Origin of the sequence: Streptomyces montanisoli (genome assembly GCF_017813245.1) — a bacterium.
GTDB classification, from domain to species: domain Bacteria; phylum Actinomycetota; class Actinomycetes; order Streptomycetales; family Streptomycetaceae; genus Streptomyces; species Streptomyces montanisoli.
Genome location: NZ_JAGIQL010000020.1, coordinates 41410 through 60275, shown reverse-complemented (window position 1 = coordinate 60275; position 18866 = coordinate 41410). Strand labels below are relative to the sequence as shown.

The window sequence follows — 18866 nt, the reverse complement described above, 5'->3', positions numbered from 1 at the left end:
GCGCTCAGTTCCGTGCCCAGCAGCGCGCCGACGGCGTCCGCGCGCCCCGACACCCGCATCCGGCGCGACCCCTCGTGCACCTCCTCGACCGCCAGCCCGGCCGCCTCGACGACGCGCCGCACCCGCGACACGTCCCGCGGGTCGGCCCCGAAGCGCGCAGCGAGCGCCTCGCGCGTCACCGTGCCCGTCCCCTCGACCAGTTCGCGCGGGAGGGCGGCCCTGCGACGCAGGACGACGACGAAATCGACGCGCTCGTCCGCGGCGAGAGGCCCCAGGCGCTCCGTCCACGGGACGTCGTCGCGGAAGCTGCCGGGCAGCGGCAAGGAGGTCATGCGGTCAGGTTAGGGCGACGCGGACCACGGTGTGACGGCGGTGTGACGCGGGCAGGGTCACCCTGAGGACCGACTGGGGGCGGACTGGGGACGGAACGGGGACGGAACGGTTTTCTTTGCCTTCCCATTACCCTTGACGTGAGGCCGCGCACGGCGGTCACGAAGGAGTGCGATGAGGAGCAGCAACCCCGTCTTGTCACGCCGGGGCTTCACCAGCGGCGCCGGTGGCGGCGTCGGCGGCGGTGGGTACGCGGGCTTCAACACGGCGCCCGCGGGCCCGGCCATGGGCGGCAATCCGTACGCGACGAACCCCTACGCGGCCGACACGTACGCGAGGCAGGCGGCGGCGGGCCGGCCGGGCGCCATGACGATGGACGACGTCGTCTCCCGCACGGCGATCACGCTCGGCACGGTCGTCGTCACGGCCGTCCTGGCCTGGCTGGCGCTGCCGGTGGACGAGGCGAACCTCGGCAAGTCCTACGGCATCGCCTTCGGCGCGGCGATCGTCGCGCTGGTGCTCGGCCTGATCCAGTCGTTCAAGCGCAGGCCCGCGCCCGCGCTGATCGTCGCGTACGCCGCGTTCGAGGGGTTCTTCCTCGGCGTGCTGTCGAACGTGGTCAGCACGTACATCGCCCCGGGTGTCGTCGTCGAGGCGGTGCTCGGCACCATGGCCGTCTTCGCCGGCACGCTCCTCGCCTACCGAATGCGGTGGATCCGCGTCACGCGCCGCTTCACCCGGTTCGTGACGGCCGCGGCGATGGGCTTCCTCATCCTGATGTTCGTCAACCTGCTGTTCTCGCTCTTCACCCACGGTGACGGGCTCGGCTTCCGCAGCGGCGGCCTCGGCATCGCCTTCGGCATCATCGGCATCGTGCTCGGCGCCTGCTTCCTCGCGCTCGACTTCAAGCAGGTCGAGGACGGCGTCGCCCACGGCGCGCCGCGCGAGGAGTCATGGCTGGCGGCCTTCGGGCTCACGATGACGCTGGTGTGGATCTACTTGGAGGTACTGCGGGTCCTGTCGATCCTGCAGAGCGACAACTGACGCCGGGAGGGGCCGCGGGCACACACTGCCCACGGCCCTTCCGTCGGTCAGTCGATGGGGTCTGTCAGGTCAGGTCAGAGCAGGCGGCGCGCCGCCCGCCTCAGCTCGTACTCGTGGACGATCGCCTTGGCGTGTCCGTACGACAGGTCGTGCTCGCCCCGCAGCCAGCTGACCTTCTCCTCGAACCGGACGAGGGCGGGGCCGTCATCGAGCGCACGCAGCCATTCCGACACTTCGCGGCCGGTGCACTGCGGGATGTGGGAGAGCATGTTGCGATGGGTCTCTTCGGAGAAGACAAGGGACATCGGCGCCTCCGGACGCTTCGCGCGTACTGGTGCAGCGGCGGCTGCCGCTCAAGCACCCGTTAACCACACCGTGCCTGAGCGTTCGCCCGTTGGCAACAGCCCGGGGCGGTCCGCGGCGTCCCCGGCCCGGGAGGCGCGCCGGGCGCGTAGGGTCGGCGTGTGCTGGATACGACCCCGCTGACGTCGACCGTGGACCGGTTCACCGACCGGCTGCGCGCCGCCCCGCAGAGCAGGCTCGGACGCGGCGCGGCCACCGCCGCCCTCGCGCTGGCCAGGGAGCTCTCCGTCCGCGCGCAGCGCATCGAGGCACCGGAAGCGGAGCCGCGAGTGATGCCGGACGCGGGCATGTTCGTCGTCGCCGACCAGCTGGCGGTGGCCGCGTCGGACCTCGCCGAGGCGCTGCGGGCGGCCCCGTCGCAGCAGGAGCTGGACGAGGCCGTCAGGTCGGTCGTAAGGACCGTCGCAGCCGCGAAGCTGTAGCGGTGACCGCGATGACCGCGATCGCCGTGGCCTCCGGGCGCCGCCGTTCCGCCTTCCGCTGAGCGGAAACCGCCCTGGCCCACGCCCCCGGGGAAGAGCACGCTGAGCCCACCGCTGCGGCGGTGCCCTCCGCTCCGCACGCTCCTTCCCCAGGAGGCACAGATGACGACGACGCCTTTCGTCCGCGACCAGTGGTACGTGGCGGCCTACGGCTACGAGGTCGGCCGCGAGCTGTTCTCGCGCACGGTCTGCGGCGAGCCGGTGCTGCTGTGGCGCACCGAGGCCGGCGAGGTGACGGGGATGTCGGACCGCTGCGTGCACCGGCGCTTCCCGCTCTCCCAGAAGCCCAGCCACCTCGTTGGCGACCAGGTGGTCTGCGGGTACCACGGCTTCACGTACGGGGCGGACGGCGCCTGCGTCAACGTCCCGGGGCAGCGGCGCATACCGCGCACCGCGCGGCTCACCTCGTACCCCGTCGTCGAGCAGGACTCGTTCGTGTGGGTGTGGATCGGCGACCGCGAGCTCGCAGACGAGAAGCTGATCCCCCGCGCGCCCTGGCTGGATCAGCCGGGATACACGACGGTCTCCGGTATGGAGCCGCTCGCCGCGCGCCACGGGCTCCTCGTCGACAACCTCCTAGACCTCTCGCACGAGACGTACCTGCACGGCGGCTACATCGGCACGCCCGAGGTCGCCGAGACGCCGATCACCACCGAGGTCGACGAGCAGGCGGGGATCGTGCGCGTCAGCCGGCACATGGAGGACGCCGTGTGCCCGCCGTTCTACGCCGAGTCCACCGGCATCACCGGACGCATCACGCGCTGGCAGGACATCGAGTACCACGCCCCTTGCCTCTACCTGCTGCACAGCCGCATCGCCCCGGTCGGCACGCCGCCACCGGACGCGGACGGCGGCGACCCGGACGCCTTCCACGTCGAGGTCGTCTACGCGATCACCCCTGAGACGGAGAACAGCACGCACGACTTCTGGGCCGTGGCGCGCGATTTCGCCCTCGGCGACGAGAAGGTCAGCGGCTTCCTGCACGACAACAACCGCACCGTCGTCCTCCAGGACGTCGTCGCCCTCGACGTTCTGGAGAAGGCCGTCGCCGCCGAGCGCGACGGCTACCAGGAGCTGAGCATCAACATCGACACCGGCGGCCTCGCCGCCCGCCGCATCCTCAAGCGGCTCGCCGAGGAGGCCGCACGATGAGCGCGGCCGGCGCGCCCGGCGCGGTCGGCGTGCCCGGTGGGCCCGCACCCGTCGACGACGGTGTCTACCGCATCCACTGGGTGCCGGGCACCGACCGGCTGCTCGCGGTCTGCTTCTGCGGTGAGAAGCGGGAGTTCGAGGACCCGGTGGAGCTGTGGGACTGGCTGCTCGCACACCCGGAGCACGGCGCGTGAGCGCGGGAGCGAACGTGACGGCGGACGCGACGGCGGACGCGGACGCAGTCGACATCTCTCCCGAGCCCGGGCCGCCGCTGACCCGGACCCTCGCGCGCAGGGAGACGCTCGCCGACGGCGTCGTCCGGCTGACACTCACCCGGGCCGACGGACTGCCGGTGCCCGCATGGACCCCCGGCGCCCACATCGACCTGCTGCTCGGACCCGGGCTCGAACGGCAGTACTCCCTGTGCGGGGACCCCGGCGACACGTCCGCCCTGCAAGTGGCGATCCTGCGCGAGACCGCGGGCCGCGGCGGCTCGCAGTACGTGCACGACAAGCTCACCGAGGGCGCCACGGTACGGGCACGCGGGCCCCGCAACCACTTCGCCCTGGTCCCCGCCGAGCGCTACCTCTTCATCGCGGGAGGCATCGGCATCACACCGCTCCTGCCGATGATCGCCGAGGCCGACCGGCGCGACGCAGGCTGGCACCTCGTCTACGGCGGCCGCACCCGGGCGTCCATGGCGTTCGCCGGCGAACTGCGGGCGAGGTGGCACGAGCGCGTCGAGATCTGCCCGCAGGACGAGACCGGACTGCTCGACCTGGACGGCCTGCTGGGCGTCGCGCGCGACGGCACCGCGGTCTACTGCTGCGGCCCCGAGCCCCTGCTGGCCGCGGTCGAGGAGCGCTGCGCGTCCTGGCCGCCGACGGCCCTGCACACGGAGAGGTTCGCGCCAACGGCCGGCAGCGACGCGGGGTCCGCGGAGTCGTTCGAGGTGGAACTCGCCCAGTCGGGAATGACGTTGACCGTGCCGCCGGACCGCTCCGTGCTCGAAGCGGTGGAGGACGCGGGGGTGCCCGTCCTGTCCTCCTGCCGGGAAGGCACGTGCGGCACCTGCGAGACAGGGGTGCTCGCAGGCGTGCCCGACCACAGGGACTCGCTGCTGACGGCCGACGAACGGGCCGTGGGGGACGTGATGTTCATCTGCGTGTCCCGGTGCCGTTCGGGAAGGCTGGTGCTCGACCTCTGACCGGCCCGCCCTCACCGCCCAGGACGCGCGAGATGGAGCGCGCCGCCACCTGGACCAGCGGGACGAGCGCGTACGGCTGGACGCTGCCGAGGCGGACCACGACGGAGACCGCCGCGACGACCTCGCCGCTAGGCCCGTACACGGGCGCGGCGACGGACACGCTGTCCAGGGTGACCTGGCCTTCGCAGATCGCGACCCCCGCGTGGCGCACCTCGGCCAGCGCCTGCCTGAGCCTGTCAGGGTCGCAGAGCGTCTCCTCGGTGCAGCGGACCAGCGGCTGCGCCAGCGCCTGCTCCTGGACCTCCGGGGGCGCGTAGGCGAGCAGGACGCGCCCGACGCCCGTCGGCGCCGGCGCGAAGCGGCCGCCGACGCGGGTGAGCACCGGCACGGCGCCGCGCCCGGCCAGGCGCTCCACGTACACCACCTCAAGGCCCTCGCGCACGGCCAACTGGACGTTCTCACGGGTGACATGGGCGAGGTCGGAGAGCGAGGGGAGGGCCGGCTCGCGCAGCCCGAGCCCGCGAGGGGCGAGCGAGGCGATCTCCCAGAGCCGCAGCCCTATCCGGTACCCGCCCCCGCTCTCGCGCTCCAGCGCGCCCCACTCGGTCAGCTCGGCAACCAACCGGTGGGCCGTGGTGAGCGGCAGGCCGGTGTGGCGGGAGATGTCCGTCAGCCTCAGCACGGGCGTGTCCGCCGAGAACGCCTCGAGAACCCGCAGCGCCCTGCTGGTCACCGACCCCGTGCCGTCCATGCCTGTCATACGGCTCTCCCTCGGCCGGCCCGTCGCCTGACGAAAAGCTAGGCAGGCGCCCCGTCTTCGTCAACGGAGAGGCACATGCGCCGGCGCATCCGGTGCGCAGCCGGAAACAGCGAGGCGGGCCTCCATGGGGGCCCGCCTGTGTTTCGGGGTGCCGGCGCGCTCGGACGCTTCGCGTCCGGCTGGAGCGCTCCGCGCCTAGAGCGACGCGATGACGCGGTCCGCGAGGATGTAGACGTGGTCATCGGCGGCCGCGCCGTCGACGCCGTCCTCGCCCGTGCCGCAGGAGAACGTCAGGCTGTACGCGCCCGCGACGCCCGACCCGCCGAGCAGGAACGGCGCCGCACCCTCGCGCAGGGCGCGCGCGAGGCGCTCCGCCGTCTCCCGGTGCCCGGGCGTCATGCAGAGGGTGGTGCCGTCGGTGAACATGTAGACGTCCAGCGTGCCCAGCGGTCCCGGACGCACGTCCGACAGCGCGGTACGCGACTCGGCCAGCTTCCCCAGCCGGGCGACCGTGCGCTCATGGTCCGTGACGACGGGTGTGCGGCTCGGCACGAAGTCCGGGTGGGACGGGTGCCTGCGGCGGGCCGCGGCCAGCTCGGGCGAGTCCGCCGGGTACTCGTCCGTGGATTCCGAGGATCCCGTGGTGCCGTCGCCGTCCAGGTCACCCAGGGCATCCAAGCCGTTGAGGCCGTTCAGGCCGTCCGCGCCGATCGCGGCGTCCTGGCCGGCCTCCGGGTTCGTGGACGGCAGGGGGCCGGTGAAGTCGTCGAACGCGTCGGCGACGTGGTCGAAGGCGACCTGGTCGTAGGCGACGGGCTCGTAGGGCTCGGGCGCTGCGCCGTTCACGGCACCGGCGCCGCCCGGAAGGCCGGACAGGCCGGAGAGCCCGGGAAGGCCGGAGAGGCCGGGCAGGTCGTGGTCGAGGGCCTCAAGGCCGGAGAAGTCGGCCTGGCGCGGCATGTAGAAGGCCACGTCCTCGATGGACGGGTCCATGCCCGCGCCGTTCAGGCTCCCGAACACCGTAGGGGCGTCGGCCGCGTCGCGGGCGTCCTGGGCCGCCCAGAAGGCACGGGCCTCCGCGAGCTCACGCTCGCGTTCGTCGGCGAGGGCCTCGGCCACCGCCGTGCGTATCGCCTCCGCGGCGTCGGGCGTGACGGCCGCGTTCGCGCTGTTCCTGGCCTGTGGCACGGAGGCGCCGAGCCCGCAGCCGTTGACCTCGGCCAGGTCGCCGCGCAGCGCGGTGACCTGCTTCCGCAGACCGTGGGCCGCGTGCAGTGCGGCCGCACCCACGGCGGTGGCGGTGGCCGTGGTCAGCAGCAGGGCAAGAGACATGGCGCTCACTCACTACTCCCAAACTCATCGGATTCCCCCGGTCTTCCTATCTCAGCTTGTCGTGCGGGCGTGGCGGCCGTCAGTGCATTACGTCACGAAATGGGCGGGTCTTTGGACCCACCAGTAGCCACGGCGAACGCTCTGACCAGGGAAAAAGAAGCGATCCTTGGACTTGGTCACAATCCGGGGGACGTTTCCGTCACGGCCGGGTGCACGCCGATCCGAACATCAGGGAAACGTTGTCTCACGATCGCGGGTAGTCGATACTACGAACACGCGAAATGAACACGGGGAGGATGGCGGTGGGTATCCCGGCCTTCGAGGCCCGCACGCGGCGACCGGCGGCTTCACAGTCGCGACGCCCCGCCACCAGGCCGGGGAGCCTGTCGGGGGTGCCACACGCGGGCGGCGTCGGGCCCGCGATGGGGACGATCCAGGCACTCGCCGGCAACCGTGCCGCGTCCGCCGTCGTCCAGCGCCTCGAAGAGGACGGCAAGGCGGCGGCGGGCAAGGCGAAGAAGTCCCGCAGCGGGCTGAACATCCGCGAGAAGATCGCCGACGCGCTGGAGCGGGCCAACAAGCAGTTCGACCGCCTCGACACCTTCGTTCTCCGCGGCATGAACCCGATCGACGCGGGGCTGGCCACGCAGGCCGCCAAGACCTCCGACGCGCCGCTCGGCGATAACGTGCACGAGGCCTCCGGCGGGGCCGCGGGGGAGATGGCCGCCACGGACGGCCTCACCGCGGTCAACGGCGTCCTGGACGCGCGCAAGGCGTACAAGGAGTCCAAGGAGAACCCGTCGGGGCCGGCATCCCACGCCGCGCGCAAGAAGTACCCCTCCAAAGCGCTCGACGCCATCCAGTCCATGACGACGTTCGTCTCCGACAACCTGTCCGTCGCGAAGAACCTCCTGCACTCGGACGCCGTCGCGGCGGCCACCACCGCGGAGGCCGGCGGCGGGGTGCTCAGCACCGTGGCGGGCGCCAAGAGCGTCCGCGCCACGCGGCGGGCCGGGGTGACGACACGCAAGTACCGCGCCATCAAGAAGGTCGACGTGGGAACGCCGGTCGGCGACGAGGAACTCGCCGAGCTCCGCGAGGCGGAGCTGGCGGGCCACCGGGCACTCGGCGAGGCCTACCTCGTGCTGGAACGCTCGTACGACGAGGGGGAGGGGACCTTCGCGCAGCGGCTCGACACCGCCCTCGACCAGGTCGGCGACGCCCTCAAGGGGATCGACAAGGCCGCGGGCGGCCTCAAGCTCGCGGAGGACACCAACGCGCTCAACACCAGCAAGAACTACGTCCTGGGCAAGCAGCGCAACAAGGTGCTCAAGCTGGGGGTCGGCGCGCTGGGCGACGGCGTGAGGTCGGCAGCCGCCGGCGTGACGATCGCCGCGGCCGCCACGGGAACGCTGGCGAGCAACCCGGTCGGCTGGGCACTCGCCGCGACGGCGGCGGGACTGCTGCTCTCGGTCACCGCGTACAAGACCGGACGCGCCGGCATGAAGCGCTACGAGGGTGCCCGCCACCCCGAGCGCTGGGCCCCCTCGGTGGAGGAGGGCGGCGAGGCACCCGCCGAGCCCGCCTCGCAGCAGGAGGCCCTCAAGGAGGCGCTGAAGTTCTGGAAGAAGGCCAAGCACGGTGAGCGCCAGGCCATGGCGCGCACCCTCTACGGCCTCGCCGCCGGCCCCGACGTCCCGGCCGGCAAGGGCACCTCGCCGAAGCTGCGCGCCTCCGCCAGGGAACTGCTGGTCGTCCTGAAGGCCGGGCCGCAGAAGATGCGGATGGCGACGGACGAGTGGGAGAAGTCCCTGAACGATCCGGAGCAGACCGAGAAGTGGCTGAAGGAGATCGAGAACCAGCTCTCGTCGGGCTGAGGGACCGCCGAGGCGGCCCCCGGCCGGACGAGGGCCGGCTCACCTCACCTCAGCTCAGCCGTGCGTGTTGTCGGTCGCGCTGAGTTTCGCCTCCGCTGCGGGCAGGTGCCCGTCCTCGTTCCTCGGACGAACCCCTACCCTTCGCTGCGGCTCAGCTCAGCCGCTCCAGCACCATGGCCATGCCCTGGCCGCCGCCCACGCACATCGTCTCCAGGCCGAACTGCTTGTCGTGGAACTGCAGGCTGTTGATCAGCGTGCCCGTGATGCGCGCCCCCGTCATGCCGAACGGGTGGCCAACGGCGATCGCGCCGCCGTTCACGTTCAGCTTCTCCAGCGGGATGCCCAGGTCGCGGTAGGACGGGATGACCTGCGCGGCGAACGCCTCGTTGATCTCGACGAGGTCGATGTCCGCCATCGTCATCCCGGCCCGCTTCAGCGCCTGCTTGGACGCCTCCACCGGGCCGTAGCCCATGATCTCGGGGGAGAGCGCCGTCACGCCCGTGGAGACGATGCGGGCGAGCGGCGTCAGGCCGAGCTCGCGCGCCTTCGTGTCCGACATGATCACGAGCGCGGCCGCGCCGTCGTTGAGCGGGCAGCAGTTGCCCGCGGTGACGCGTCCGTCCGGGCGGAAGACCGGCTTGAGGCCCGCGACGCCCTCCATCGTGACGCCGGCGCGCGGGCCGTCGTCCTTGGCGACGACCGTCCCGTCCGGCAGCGTGACCGGGGTGATCTCCCGCTCCCAGAAGCCGTTCTTGATGGCCTCCTCCGCGAGGTTCTGCGAGCGCACGCCGAACTCGTCCATCTCCTCGCGCGTGATGCCCTTCAGCCGCGCCAGGTTCTCCGCGGTCTGCCCCATGGCGATGTAGGGGTCGGGGAAGAGCCCGTCCTGCCGGGGGTCGTGCCAGTCCGCGCCGGTGGACTGCGCGACCTCCGCCGTGCGGGCCTCCGCGCTCGCGAAGAGGGGGTTGTGCGTGTCGGGCTGGCCGTCGCTCGTGCCCTTCACGGAGCGGGAGACCATCTCGACGCCCGCCGAGATGAAGACGTCGCCCTCGCCCGCCTTGATGGCGTGCAGCGCCATCCGCGAGGTCTGCAGCGAGGACGAGCAGTACCGCGTGATCGTGCAGCCGGGCAGGTGGTCCATGCCCATCTGCACGGCCACGATGCGGGCCAGGTTGTGTCCCTGCTCGCCGCCGGGGAGACCGCAGCCGAGCATCAGGTCCTCGACGTCCTTGGGGTCGAGCGCCGGCACCTTGTCGAGTGCGGTCTTGATGATGGTGGCGGTCAGGTCGTCCGGCCGCAGCTCCTTGAGTGAACCCTTGAAGGCCCGCCCGATGGGGGAGCGGGCGGCTGAGACGATCACGGCTTCTGGCATCGAGACGCTCCTGGGGGCGGGGTGGGTCGGCGGCTCTTCTCGTCCGCCCATTCTAAGCGGTTGCTCAGGCGATTGCGATGGTAGTTCCCCGCCGTGCCCGGTCCCGAAACCGCGGCGCGGGCGAGGACGGGGTGAGATGGGCCACCCCCGGCTGCCCCAGAGCCACCCCGCCCCGGCCGGCCGGGCCGCCGGGGCGGGTCCTCGGCCACTGCGGCCGCCCCCCGGCACCCGGACGCGGCGCCCGGGTGCCGGGTGACCTGGCCGCCTTGACGGCGGGCCGGTGAAGCGGGCCGGGCGACCGGGGCGGCGCGGGGGACGATGCCGGCCGGCGCGGCACGTACGGCCCGGTCGGATGCCCGGGCCGTCAGGAGTCCTGGCGCGCCTCGCTCGGGGCCGGTTCCTGGGCCGGGAGGTGGCGCCTGCGGCGGTGCTTGAGCAGCGCCCACGGCGCACGCGCGCCCGTGACCTCCGTGCCGCCGCGGGATGCCGCCTCCGACGCCGCCTTGGCGACCGGCAGCATGTTCTCGTCGCGCAGCACGTCGAGCCTGTCCGTCTCCGGCCACAGGTCGAGCGCCGCGCAGACCGTGGGCAGCACGGCCATCGCCGCCGTCGCGTACCCGTCCACGGACGGGTGATAGTGGTCGGGCCCGAACATCTCGCTCGGGTGCGCCTCGAACTCGGGGCCGAGCAGGTCGCCCAGCGATACCGTGCGGCCGCCCTGCTCGACCGTGACGATCGTCTGCGCCGCCGCGAGCTGGCGGCTCGTGCGGCGCGCGAGCCAGCGCAGCGGCTGGTACACGGGCTCGACCGTGCCGAGATCAGGGCACGTGGCGACCACCACCTCCGCCCCCGCCGTCCGCAGCCGCCGCACCGCCGCCGACAGGTAGCGCACCGACTGCGTCGGCTGCATGCGGTGCGTGACGTCGTTGGCGCCGATCATGACCACGCAGACGTCCGGCAGCCGCGACGGGTCCGACAGCATCAGCGTCACCTGCCGGTCCAGGTCGTTGGAGCGCGCGCCGGGCAGCGCCACGTTCACCAGGTCGACCGGCCGTTCCGCCACCGCCGCGAGCCCCGAGGCGAGCAGCGCCCCCGGCGTCTGCCCGACCCGCCGCACCCCCTGCCCCGCCGCCAGCGAATCCCCGATCACGCCGATCCGCAGCGACCGCGCCTCGCCGAAGGCGAGCCCGTACCAGCCGTTGCCGTTCGCCGGGATCGGCGCGTCCGGGGTCCCCACACGGCGCTTGGCGAGCTGGACCTCCGCCAGCATCACCCCCATGCCGGCCGCCCCCAGCAGGCCGATGCTTCCGCCTCCGAAAGCCGCGCCCGCCGCGATCCGCCGTGCCACCCTCGCTCTCGACACTGTCCGAGCCACCTCCTCCTGCACACACGCACGTACACCGCATATCTGCCCGCCGCGCGGCCCCCCACCAACGACATCAACGGTCGAAATCCGACCGGTATGCCTGAACGGGGCCGCCGTGGTGCCTAGGCTGCCGTGTCCAAGGCCCGTACGCCCGTACGCAGGCCGTGTCTAGGCTGTCGGGGACCATCTCGGAGATCCCGATGGCAGCCCCGGACAAACCGGAGACAAACGGTGCAATTCCACGATTCGATGATCAGCCTCGTCGGCAACACCCCGCTGCTGAGGCTGCGCAGCGTGACCTCGGGCATCCAGGCGACGGTCCTGGCCAAGGTCGAGTACTTCAACCCCGGCGGTTCGGTGAAGGACCGCATCGCCCTCCGCATGATCGAGGCGGCCGAGCGCAGCGGCGAGCTGCGCCCCGGCGGCACGATCGTGGAGCCGACGAGCGGCAACACCGGCGTCGGCCTCGCCATCGTGGCCCAGCAGAAGGGCTACAAGTGCGTCTTCGTCTGCCCGGACAAGGTCTCCACGGACAAGATCAACGTCCTGCGCGCGTACGGTGCCGAGGTCGTCGTCTGCCCTACGGCCGTCGACCCCGACCACCCCGACTCGTACTACAACGTCTCCGACCGGCTGGTGCGTGAGACGCCCGACGCCTGGAAGCCCGACCAGTACAGCAACCCGAACAATCCGCGCTCGCACTACGAGACGACCGGGCCCGAGCTGTGGGAGCAGACGGACGGCCGCATCACGCACTTCGTGGCGGGCATCGGCACCGGCGGCACCATCTCGGGGACGGGCCGCTTCCTCAAGGAGATCAGCGCCGACCGCGCGAGCGGTCCCGTGCGGATCGTGGGCGCCGACCCGGAGGGGTCCGTCTACTCGGGCGGCTCGGGGCGCCCGTACCTGGTGGAGGGCGTCGGCGAGGACTTCTGGCCGACGGCCTACGACCGCACGGTGACGGACGACATCATCGGCGTCTCCGACAAGGACTCCTTCCAGATGACGCGCCGCCTCGCCAAGGAGGAGGGCCTGCTCGTCGGCGGTTCCTGCGGCATGGCGGTCGTCGCGGCGCTGAAGGCGGCGGAGGGGCTCGGACCCGACGACGTGGTGGTCGTGCTGCTGCCGGACAGCGGACGCGGATACCTCAGCAAGATCTTCAACGACGAGTGGATGAACGACTACGGCTTCCTCGAGCACGGCGGCGGCGCCACGGTCGGCGACGTCCTCAGGCACAAGGAGGGCGCGATCCCGACGCTGCTGCACATGCACCCGGGCGAGACGGTCGGCGAGGCCATCGAGGTGCTGCGGGAGTACGGGGTGTCGCAGATGCCCCTCGTGAAGCCGGGCGCCGGGCACCCGGACGTGATGGCCGCCGAGGTCGTCGGCTCGGTGGTGGAGCGCGAGCTGCTCGACGCGCTGTTCGCGAAGCGCGCCACGCTGACCGACGCGCTGGAGTCGCACATGTCGCCGCCGCTGCCGCAGGTCGGCTCGGGCGAGCCGGTGGCCGACCTCATGGCGGCGCTGAGCGGCACGGGACGTGACGGCGCTGACGCCGCGATCGTCCTCGTCGAGGGCAAGCCCGTGGGCGTGGTGAGCAGGCAGGACCTGCTGGCGTACCTGTCGGCGGGGACCGCCGCGAGCGCGGGCGCGGCAGCGAGTGCCACCGCGGGTGCGGCCGCGGGCCCCGGGGCCGTGACTCCGGTCGCGTAGGGCGTGACCGCCGCCCCCCGTACGGGGTGCGGCGGTTCGCGCGCACTGCCCGCCCCTGGTGGGGGCGGGCAGCGGCCCGCCCGTCCCGCCCGCCGTGCGGCCGGCGTCACGGCTTGTCGGGTCGGTAGACCTCGCCCGGCTTCGGCTTCGCCGGCCAGAGCAGCTGGGAGACAGTGACGACGGTGTAGCCGCGGCGGTCGAGCTCGGCCAGGATCCCCGGCAGGGCGGGCGCGGTGCCCGGGTAGATGTCGTGCAGCAGGATGATGCCGTCGCGCCGCGTCTGGTCGATGACGCGCTTCTTGATGACGGCGGAGTCCTTGGTCTTGTAGTCCTTCGCGGTGACGCTCCACAGCACCTGCGACAGGCCGAGTTCGCGGCAGACCTTCGTGACGTTCTCGTTGGTGCGGCCCTGCGGCGGGCGCATCAGGGTGGGCGCCGTGCCGGTGATCTTCTCGACCGCCTTCTGGTCGAGCTCCAGCTCCTTGCGTGCCTCGGCGGGCTCGACGTCGGTGAGGATCTTGTGGGTCCAGGTGTGGTTGCCGATCTCCATGCCGGCGGCGGCCTCCTGGCGGACCAGCTCCGGGTGGACGAGCACGTGGTTCTTGCCGAGGGTCATGAAGGTGGCGTGGGCGTGGTACTTCTTCAGCGCCTCGAGGACGGCGGGCGTGTACTTGCTGGGACCCGCGTCGAAGCTGAGGGCCACGCACTTCACCTTGCGGCAGTCCACCGCACCGGGGCGGCCGGCCGCGAGGGCCGCGGCCCGGGCGGCCGCGCTCCCGGAGGCTGCCGGCGGCTTGGCGTCCGCGCTCCCGGCCGAACTCTTGGCGGCGTTCCCGGCCACATTCCCGGCCGCGTCGCGCGCGTCCTTGGGCGTCATCACCGGATAGGACGCGCCGCAGGCGCTCAGTGCGGGGACGAGGCACCCGGCGACGGCGATTCCGGCGACGAACCGGGCCGCGGCCGAGGACATGGATATGTGCTGGGGCATGGGGATGCTTCCGTACTTCCGCGAGGACATGACGAGGGCATGACAGATGACCGGAGGAGCGGTCGGCCGGGGACCGGCTTCCTCCAAGCCAGTGCATTGCCGTCGCGGCGCCACCTGGTCAAGGACTATACATGGAGCGTATACATGCAGTGCATAGTGGTCCAAGGGGAGGTGCACGAGGCGGAAGCGCGGGCCGACAGGCCCATCGGGGACGCCAGGGCCCTTGTCAGCCCCGGCGGGGCGACGTCCGAGCCCGGCCGTATTTCAGCGGGCGCTCGTTGACGAGCGACCGCCGAGGCGATCGGCGACGACTTCGCGGTGCGTGGGGCGATCCCGGAGCCGGAATCGCCCAGGGCCTGCGGCGGCCGGTCCTTCCGGCCGGGCGTTCTGGCCGGTCCTGGCTCAGTCCTCGCGTTCCGACCGGCGGCCGTGGCGCGCCCATGCCCCGAAGCGCGTCGAGTGGACCATGTTCACCCCGACGATGCCGATCCAGGCGACCAGCAGGCCCGCGAGATGCCCCAGCGATCCCGCGATCGCCGAGAGCGGCACGGCGAGGACGAGGGAGACGATGCCGAAGCCGTGGCGCTCGCCGAAGCCCTCGTGCGTGGAGCGGGGGCTGGAAGCCCCGCGGGCGACAACCAGTTGCTGCTCCGCCAGCTCGCGGCGGATCTGCTTGTTCCGCCCGTCCAGGCGCTGGTCGATCTTCTCCAGGAACGAGTCCACGAGCGCGGAGTCGTACTCCTCGCCGAGCTCCCGGCGGGCCTGAAGGGTGGCGTTGAGCTCCTTCTTGAGCTCCGAGTCGTGGGTGTCCATACCTGATGACGGTACGGTGAGGCGCCCTTGCGCACAGTGGGGGTAACCCCCCTCTTGCCGGTCGTGCAGGCCCTCGGCAAGGCGCCTTCTGCATGGATATATGCAATCAGGTGCGGTTGTGAATGGATCGCTGATACCTTGCCCGCATGAGCGACACTCCCGCCGAGCGGCTGCATCGGCTCTTCGAGGGGCACCGCCTCACGCCCGCGCAGCGGCGCATCGCGCACTGCATGGTACGGCGGCCAGGCGAGGCGCCGTTCCTGTCCAGCGTCGAACTGGCGGAGCTCGCAGGGGTCAGCCAGCCGTCCGTGACCCGGTTCGCCGTCGCGCTCGGCTTCGACGGCTACCCGGCGCTGCGCAGGCACCTGCGGGAGGTCGCGCCGGGCGCCGCGCCCGACGAGGACGGCGGGGACAGCGAGTGCAACGCGTACCAGCAGGCCGTGCTCGGCGAGATCGACAACCTCAGGGAACTCGCCGCGCTCCTCGCCGACCCGGCGCCCGTCGAGCGGGCGGGGCGGCTGCTCGCCGCGTCCAGGCCGCTGCCCGTGCTCGGGCTGCGGGCGGCCTCCTCGCAGGCGCGCGGCTTCGCGTACTTCGCGGCCAAGGTCCACCCCGACGTCCGCCTCCTCGACGAGGGCGGCAGCATGCTCGTCGACCGCCTCGACGCCGCGTGCCGCAGCGGGGCGACCGCGCTGATCTGCTTCGCGCTGCCGCGCCACCCGCGCGAGGTGGTCGACGCGCTCGCGCACGCCCGTGAACTCGGGCTCACCGTCGTCACCGTCGCCGACTCGACGTTCGCGCCGGTCGCCGCGCACAGCGACGTCCTCATCCCGGCCGCGGTCGGCACGGGCCTCGCCTTCGACACGGTCTGCGCGCCCATGCTGCTCGGCAGGGTGCTGCTCGAGGCCATGTTCGACGAACTGCCCGACGCGCCGACCAGGCTCGAGGAGTTCGACGCCGCCGCCGTCGCGCGCGGGCTGTTCGCCGGGTAGCTTCGGCGCGCCGTTTCTCAGGTCCCGTTCAGCTTCTCTCATCGCTCCCTCACGTCCGCTGGTTAATCTGCCGCCCCGGCAACGGCGAGCGGAGCGGAGGAGGAACAGCGTGGCGCGCGGAGGACAGCAGTCCCTGGCTCGGGTGGCGGTGGTCGTACGGGCGGGAGCCGTCCCGCTCTTCTGGCTCGGCGTGCTCTCCGCCGCGATCGGGCTGCTGGTGCCCGGCTTCACCGGCCGCCGCGTCGGCGTCCTCGCCGGGGCCGCGCTGTTCCTGGTCTGCGCGGCGGTCGTCGCGCTTGTCCGGCGGCGCCGCTACCGCGCGTGGGCCGACCGCGCCTCGCGCGCGGGCAAGTTCGACTTCCTGCAGGACCGTGCCGTCACGCTGCGCAACTGGCGCAAGGCGCACCGCTGGTGGCTGGTCGTGGCCTTCGTGCTCGGGATCGCCTGCTCGATCGCGGTGCCCGCCGCGTTCGGCATGGCCGTCGCCGGCGCGGGGGCCGGGCTCTGGCTGAAGGCGGTGTGGATCGGCCGCGAGGAGCGCGGCGCGGGCACGGTCTACTGGGTGCGCACCGACTGGGCGGGCACTGGCCGCCCCGCGGGCAAGCAGGTCAAGGGCTACCGGACGACCGGCGTCGCGGCCGGCGACGCCGCGCCGGGTGGGGCGCGGCGCCGCGCGAGCCGCTGACGGGACCGTCCAGCAGCCTTGGGCCCTGGACTCAGACCTCCAGCGCCGCCTCGATGCCGGAGAGCTGGTGGCGCGCCATCGCCAGGTTCGCTCTGGTCTTGTCCAGCGCCAGATAGAGGAACAGGCCGTTGTTCCCACGCCCCTTGAGCAGCCGGATCAGGTGGTACTGGCCGCCGAGCGTGATCAGGATGTCCTCGATCTCGTCCTTGAGGCCGAGCAGCTCCAGCGTGCGCACCTTCGCCCGCACCACGTCGGTGTTGCCCGCGGCCGCGACCGTCAGGTCGAGGTCCTTGCCGCCGCCGACCGTGCCGAGCGCCATGCCGCTGGTGTAGTCGACGAGCGCGGCGCCGATCGCGCCGTCGATGGTGGTGAGCGCTTCCTTGAGTGACGCTTCCGTGTTGGCCATGGATGTCGCACTTCCTTTGGTTCTGGTGGCGCCCTTGGTCTGGCGGGTGCCACGGCTCTTCGGGGACGTGGGGGGTTTCGCGGGTGTGGAAGTCATCGGTCAGGCGTTCTCCAATCGTTCGAGTGCGCCGTCCACGAGTGCGCCGACGCGGGCGCTCGACCTGCGGGCCTCCAGGTGCAGCCGGCCCACGTTGATGCGCGGCTCGGCCAGCAGCGTCAGCACCGCGGACGAGCCCGCCGCGTACGTGGCGACGTAGCCGCGCTCGCCGCGTACGAGCAGCTCACGGAAGGCGCCCTGGCCCGTGGTGTCCGTGAGGCGCTGGGCGACGCCGAGCGCGGCCGCGGTCAGCGCCGCCACGCCTTCCGCCTCGTCGCCCGCGGTCTCCCGCGCGAGCACCAGCCCGTCGGCGCTCGCCGCGAGTGCCCCGGTGACCTGCGGGAGGCGGGCCCTGAGCCGTCTCAGCTCGCCGAGGACGTCGGCCTCTGCCGTCAACAGCTGTCTCCTTTCGGCGCGTTGCCGCAGCGTGCGCCTCATGACGCGGTGGTCGGGGCGTGCCCGGCGGGGGAGCGAGGGATCACAGGGTTGCCTCCAGGGCGTCGCGCAGCCTGCGCAGCTGGGCGATGTCGGGGTCGTCGGAGATGGCCGCGACCCACGGGGGCACGGCCCCCGCAGGCTCCTGCGGCGGGCCCTGGGGCGTGTCCACGAGCCCCGCGGCGGCGAGCCGCCGCACGTCGAGGAGGGTGTGGAAGGCGGGCCGGCCGAGCGTCCAGGCGATCGCGGCGGGCGACCTGGTGCCGTCGGCCATGGCGAGCAGGTCGCGCTGCCTGCGGGTGACGGTCTGGCCCGGCGCGGGAGGGCGGGCGACGACGGGGGCGCTGTCGACGGCCTCGTACGGCCAGACCGCGTCGAGCAGTTCGCGGCGGCGGAGCGTCTCGCGCTCGACGGCGGCCGCGGACACGGGCCGTACGGTGCCGAACCAGTGGGCGACGCCGTAGCGGAACCTGGTCGGCCCGCTGGCGGGCGCGAGCGCGAAGAACGCCGCGTCGAACATCGCGCCCAAGTGGCATATCTCCAGCTCACCGCCGCCGACGCGGCCACTGTCGACCAGGTAGCGACCCACCGCGCCGCGAGCGCCCGCCTTGTCGACGGCCTCCTGCCAGCCCGTGCGCGGCAGCCTGCCGCCCGCGGTGAGCAGGACGTCGACGCCGGGCGCGGCCGGGCTCTCCGCGTGCACGATCCGGCCCTCGGAGAGGTAGAGGGTGCCGTGGTCGCGCAGCAGGGCGCCGGTCGCGCGCTCCTCGGCGAGGCGCAGCAGCATGGGGGAGACCGAGCGTCCGGTCATCCGAGCACCAGCCGCTGCGCCAGCTGCCGCATGCGGATGCGGGCGAGCGCGAGGTTGCCCGTGGCGCCGTCCAGCCACAGGTGGATGAAGACGCTGCTGTCGAAGGTCGTCTCCACGAAGCACAGGACGTGGTAGCCGGTACGGGTCGAGACGATCACGTCCTCCACGGGCAGGCCCTTGTCCGCCTCGGAAGCCGCCCCTTCGTAAGCCGCCCCCTCGGTAGCCGCTCCCTCGGAAGTCGCCGCTTCGGTAACCGCCGCTTCGGGCGCGAACGTCGCGTACTCGGCGGCGGCGCGCGCCAGTTCCGCCGTCTCGGCTGCCGTGGCCTCCGCGTCGCCGCCCGGGGACTCGCCCGCGGTGCCGAGGGAGAGCCCGCTGGTCCAGTCGACGACCGACGCGCCGCGCGCTCCGGGCAAGGCCATCGCCTCGTCCAGACATGCGTCGATTCCGGGCACGCGGAGTCCCTCCCCCAGTCGAGTGTGCGGGCGCACACCCGTGCGGTAACTGTGACCGCGACACTACGCACCGCTTCCGGCGCTGGAGGGGCGTCGTCTTTTTTCCGTCGGAACTTTCCCAGTTATGAACGTGGCATATGCGAAAACGTGTCTGATCGCGATCGTTCCCGATCGGACGGGCCTGCCT

At 72.6% G+C, this 18866-nt stretch carries 21 protein-coding genes; 9 read left to right on the top strand and 12 right to left on the bottom strand.

The genetic code is table 11. The features are described from left to right. A partial coding sequence (locus JFN87_RS07760; protein WP_372449197.1) for a protease pro-enzyme activation domain-containing protein occupies window positions 1-332 on the bottom strand: 332 nt, incomplete at its 3' end. Window positions 333-504: 172 nt separating this feature from the next. Here JFN87_RS07760 and JFN87_RS07755 point away from each other — a divergent pair. Next, window positions 505-1374, top strand: coding sequence for a Bax inhibitor-1/YccA family protein (locus JFN87_RS07755; protein ID WP_209339156.1), 870 nt, complete (start codon window positions 505-507; stop codon window positions 1372-1374). A gap of 74 nt (window positions 1375-1448) precedes the next feature. Here JFN87_RS07755 and JFN87_RS07750 read toward each other — a convergent pair whose 3' ends face one another. After that, a complete protein-coding gene (locus JFN87_RS07750; RefSeq protein ID WP_209339155.1) occupies window positions 1449-1679 on the bottom strand; it encodes a DUF4287 domain-containing protein in 231 nt (76 codons plus the stop codon). A 159-nt stretch (window positions 1680-1838) separates the two neighbouring features. Here JFN87_RS07750 and JFN87_RS07745 point away from each other — a divergent pair, with 159 nt between their 5' ends. The 4 genes from JFN87_RS07745 (at window position 1839) to JFN87_RS07730 (ending at window position 4578) form a co-directional block, all read left to right on the top strand. After that, window positions 1839-2159 carry a hypothetical protein gene (locus tag JFN87_RS07745; protein ID WP_209339154.1) on the top strand — a complete coding sequence of 107 codons (321 nt, stop codon included), beginning with the start codon at window positions 1839-1841 and terminating at the stop codon, window positions 2157-2159. A 162-nt stretch (window positions 2160-2321) separates the two neighbouring features. Beyond that, on the top strand, window positions 2322-3371 hold the full coding sequence (locus tag JFN87_RS07740) for a Rieske 2Fe-2S domain-containing protein (protein ID WP_209339153.1): 1050 nt from the start codon (window positions 2322-2324) through the stop codon (window positions 3369-3371). Further along, window positions 3368-3565, top strand: coding sequence for a hypothetical protein (locus JFN87_RS07735; RefSeq protein WP_209339167.1), 198 nt, complete (start codon window positions 3368-3370; stop codon window positions 3563-3565). The genes JFN87_RS07740 and JFN87_RS07735 overlap by 4 nt, the downstream gene beginning before the upstream one ends. 53 nt (window positions 3566-3618) lie before the next feature. Further along, window positions 3619-4578, top strand: coding sequence for a PDR/VanB family oxidoreductase (locus JFN87_RS07730; protein ID WP_372449199.1), 960 nt, complete (start codon window positions 3619-3621; stop codon window positions 4576-4578). Here the strand turns inward: JFN87_RS07730 and JFN87_RS07725 are convergent. Next, entirely contained in the window at window positions 4529-5338 is an 810-nt protein-coding gene (locus JFN87_RS07725; RefSeq protein WP_209339152.1) for an IclR family transcriptional regulator, read from the bottom strand. The genes JFN87_RS07730 and JFN87_RS07725 overlap by 50 nt on opposite strands. Window positions 5339-5533: 195 nt before the next feature. After that, on the bottom strand, window positions 5534-6670 hold the full coding sequence (locus JFN87_RS33555; protein ID WP_245178925.1) for a hypothetical protein: 1137 nt from the start codon (window positions 6668-6670) through the stop codon (window positions 5534-5536). A 392-nt stretch (window positions 6671-7062) separates the two neighbouring features. On the opposite strand from JFN87_RS33555, the gene JFN87_RS07710 reads away from it, so the two are divergent. Then, a complete protein-coding gene (locus JFN87_RS07710; RefSeq protein ID WP_209339151.1) occupies window positions 7063-8547 on the top strand; it encodes a hypothetical protein in 1485 nt (494 codons plus the stop codon). A gap of 151 nt (window positions 8548-8698) precedes the next feature. On the opposite strand, the gene JFN87_RS07705 is transcribed toward JFN87_RS07710, so the two are convergent. Both JFN87_RS07705 and JFN87_RS07700 read right to left on the bottom strand, forming a co-directional pair. Next, window positions 8699-9919 carry an acetyl-CoA C-acetyltransferase gene (locus JFN87_RS07705; protein WP_209339150.1) on the bottom strand — a complete coding sequence of 407 codons (1221 nt, stop codon included), beginning with the start codon at window positions 9917-9919 and terminating at the stop codon, window positions 8699-8701. Between the two features lie 364 nt (window positions 9920-10283). Next, complete coding sequence (locus tag JFN87_RS07700) at window positions 10284-11267, bottom strand: SGNH/GDSL hydrolase family protein (RefSeq protein ID WP_209339165.1); 984 nt, start codon at window positions 11265-11267, stop codon at window positions 10284-10286. A 249-nt stretch (window positions 11268-11516) separates the two neighbouring features. Between JFN87_RS07700 and JFN87_RS07695 the strand changes: the two genes are divergently transcribed. Next, the gene (locus tag JFN87_RS07695) at window positions 11517-12998 is read left to right on the top strand and encodes a cystathionine beta-synthase (protein ID WP_209339149.1); all 1482 of its coding nucleotides are present in this window, start codon (window positions 11517-11519) and stop codon (window positions 12996-12998) included. 106 nt (window positions 12999-13104) lie between these two features. Here the strand turns inward: JFN87_RS07695 and JFN87_RS07690 are convergent, their stop codons facing one another. Then, window positions 13105-13986, bottom strand: coding sequence for a polysaccharide deacetylase family protein (locus tag JFN87_RS07690; RefSeq protein WP_209339148.1), 882 nt, complete (start codon window positions 13984-13986; stop codon window positions 13105-13107). Window positions 13987-14388: 402 nt separating this feature from the next. Further along, window positions 14389-14799: a hypothetical protein gene (locus JFN87_RS07685; protein ID WP_209339147.1), complete on the bottom strand. Its 411-nt coding sequence runs from the start codon at window positions 14797-14799 to the stop codon at window positions 14389-14391. Between the two features lie 146 nt (window positions 14800-14945). Here JFN87_RS07685 and JFN87_RS07680 point away from each other — a divergent pair, with 146 nt between their 5' ends. Both JFN87_RS07680 and JFN87_RS07675 read left to right on the top strand, forming a co-directional pair. Next, window positions 14946-15791, top strand: a complete 846-nt coding sequence (locus JFN87_RS07680; protein ID WP_209339146.1) for a MurR/RpiR family transcriptional regulator — start codon at window positions 14946-14948, stop codon at window positions 15789-15791. Between the two features lie 109 nt (window positions 15792-15900). Continuing rightward, window positions 15901-16476: a hypothetical protein gene (locus JFN87_RS07675; RefSeq protein ID WP_209339145.1), complete on the top strand. Its 576-nt coding sequence runs from the start codon at window positions 15901-15903 to the stop codon at window positions 16474-16476. 31 nt (window positions 16477-16507) lie between these two features. Here JFN87_RS07675 and JFN87_RS07670 read toward each other — a convergent pair whose 3' ends face one another. The 4 genes from JFN87_RS07670 to JFN87_RS07655 all read right to left on the bottom strand — a co-directional run bounded on the left by JFN87_RS07670 (window position 16508) and on the right by JFN87_RS07655 (window position 18679). After that, window positions 16508-16882, bottom strand: a complete 375-nt coding sequence (locus tag JFN87_RS07670) for a hypothetical protein (RefSeq protein WP_209339144.1) — start codon at window positions 16880-16882, stop codon at window positions 16508-16510. Window positions 16883-16981: 99 nt separating this feature from the next. After that, entirely contained in the window at window positions 16982-17416 is a 435-nt protein-coding gene (locus tag JFN87_RS07665; RefSeq protein ID WP_209339143.1) for a roadblock/LC7 domain-containing protein, read from the bottom strand. Between the two features lie 40 nt (window positions 17417-17456). Next, window positions 17457-18224 (bottom strand): transcriptional regulator, encoded by a 768-nt coding sequence (locus tag JFN87_RS07660; protein ID WP_245178916.1) that lies wholly within the window; start codon window positions 18222-18224, stop codon window positions 17457-17459. Then, complete coding sequence (locus JFN87_RS07655; RefSeq protein WP_209339142.1) at window positions 18221-18679, bottom strand: hypothetical protein; 459 nt, start codon at window positions 18677-18679, stop codon at window positions 18221-18223. Before JFN87_RS07655 ends, JFN87_RS07660 begins: the two co-directional genes overlap by 4 nt. Window positions 18680-18866 lie beyond the last annotated feature (187 nt).

Bases quoted from the DNA above. Each gene is read 5' to 3' on its own strand.
- JFN87_RS07685 (WP_209339147.1), bottom strand. From the start codon at position 14,799: ATGGACACCCACGACTCGGAGCTCAAGAAGGAGCTCAACGCCACCCTT.
- JFN87_RS07735 (WP_209339167.1), top strand. From the start codon at position 3,368: ATGAGCGCGGCCGGCGCGCCCGGCGCGGTCGGCGTGCCCGGTGGGCCC.
- JFN87_RS07740 (WP_209339153.1), top strand. From the start codon at position 2,322: ATGACGACGACGCCTTTCGTCCGCGACCAGTGGTACGTGGCGGCCTAC.
- JFN87_RS07705 (WP_209339150.1), bottom strand. From the start codon at position 9,919: ATGCCAGAAGCCGTGATCGTCTCAGCCGCCCGCTCCCCCATCGGGCGG.
- JFN87_RS07750 (WP_209339155.1), bottom strand. From the start codon at position 1,679: ATGTCCCTTGTCTTCTCCGAAGAGACCCATCGCAACATGCTCTCCCAC.
- JFN87_RS07690 (WP_209339148.1), bottom strand. From the start codon at position 13,986: ATGCCCCAGCACATATCCATGTCCTCGGCCGCGGCCCGGTTCGTCGCC.
- JFN87_RS07755 (WP_209339156.1), top strand. From the start codon at position 505: ATGAGGAGCAGCAACCCCGTCTTGTCACGCCGGGGCTTCACCAGCGGC.
- JFN87_RS07670 (WP_209339144.1), bottom strand. From the start codon at position 16,882: ATGGCCAACACGGAAGCGTCACTCAAGGAAGCGCTCACCACCATCGAC.
- JFN87_RS07725 (WP_209339152.1), bottom strand. From the start codon at position 5,338: ATGACAGGCATGGACGGCACGGGGTCGGTGACCAGCAGGGCGCTGCGG.
- JFN87_RS33555 (WP_245178925.1), bottom strand. From the start codon at position 6,670: ATGTCTCTTGCCCTGCTGCTGACCACGGCCACCGCCACCGCCGTGGGT.
- JFN87_RS07660 (WP_245178916.1), bottom strand. From the start codon at position 18,224: ATGACCGGACGCTCGGTCTCCCCCATGCTGCTGCGCCTCGCCGAGGAG.
- JFN87_RS07665 (WP_209339143.1), bottom strand. From the start codon at position 17,416: ATGAGGCGCACGCTGCGGCAACGCGCCGAAAGGAGACAGCTGTTGACG.
- JFN87_RS07680 (WP_209339146.1), top strand. From the start codon at position 14,946: ATGAGCGACACTCCCGCCGAGCGGCTGCATCGGCTCTTCGAGGGGCAC.